Here is a 1,266-nt window from a genome sequence, read left to right as displayed (position 1 = left end):
CCCTTTGTATTGTCCATTGTAGCACGTGTGTAGCCCAAATCATAAGGGGCATGATGATTTGACGTCATCCCCACCTTCCTCCGGTTTGTCACCGGCAGTCAACTTAGAGTGCCCAACTTAATGATGGCAACTAAGCTTAAGGGTTGCGCTCGTTGCGGGACTTAACCCAACATCTCACGACACGAGCTGACGACAACCATGCACCACCTGTCACTCTGTCCCCCGAAGGGGAAAACTCTATCTCTAGAGGGGTCAGAGGATGTCAAGATTTGGTAAGGTTCTTCGCGTTGCTTCGAATTAAACCACATGCTCCACCGCTTGTGCGGGTCCCCGTCAATTCCTTTGAGTTTCAACCTTGCGGTCGTACTCCCCAGGCGGAGTGCTTAATGCGTTAGCTGCAGCACTAAGGGGCGGAAACCCCCTAACACTTAGCACTCATCGTTTACGGCGTGGACTACCAGGGTATCTAATCCTGTTTGATCCCCACGCTTTCGCACATCAGCGTCAGTTACAGACCAGAAAGTCGCCTTCGCCACTGGTGTTCCTCCATATCTCTGCGCATTTCACCGCTACACATGGAATTCCACTTTCCTCTTCTGCACTCAAGTTTTCCAGTTTCCAATGACCCTCCACGGTTGAGCCGTGGGCTTTCACATCAGACTTAAAAAACCGCCTACGCGCGCTTTACGCCCAATAATTCCGGATAACGCTTGCCACCTACGTATTACCGCGGCTGCTGGCACGTAGTTAGCCGTGGCTTTCTGATTAGGTACCGTCAAGACGTGCATAGTTACTTACACATTTGTTCTTCCCTAATAACAGAGTTTTACGATCCGAAGACCTTCATCACTCACGCGGCGTTGCTCCGTCAGGCTTTCGCCCATTGCGGAAGATTCCCTACTGCTGCCTCCCGTAGGAGTCTGGACCGTGTCTCAGTTCCAGTGTGGCCGATCACCCTCTCAGGTCGGCTACGCATCGTTGCCTTGGTAAGCCGTTACCTTACCAACTAGCTAATGCGGCGCGGATCCATCTATAAGTGACAGCAAAACCGTCTTTCACTATTGAACCATGCGGTTCAATATATTATCCGGTATTAGCTCCGGTTTCCCGAAGTTATCCCAGTCTTATAGGTAGGTTATCCACGTGTTACTCACCCGTCCGCCGCTAACGTCAGAGGAGCAAGCTCCTCGTCTGTTCGCTCGACTTGCATGTATTAGGCACGCCGCCAGCGTTCATCCTGAGCCAGGATCAAACTCTCCATAAAAA

The 1,266-nt window shown here is 51.3% G+C and carries 1 rRNA gene; it reads right to left on the bottom strand.

The annotated features are described in order from the left end of the window. Positions 1-1,264: ribosomal RNA gene (locus ACVBFA_RS11620) — 16S ribosomal RNA — on the bottom strand; the annotation flags it as partial. Between the last annotated feature and the right edge of the window lie 2 nt (positions 1,265-1,266).

The sequence above is a fragment of the Staphylococcus sp. MSU001 genome (assembly GCF_052976705.1).
Note: the sequence above shows the minus strand (reverse complement) of the source record. Positions and strands in the feature narration are given on the sequence as shown.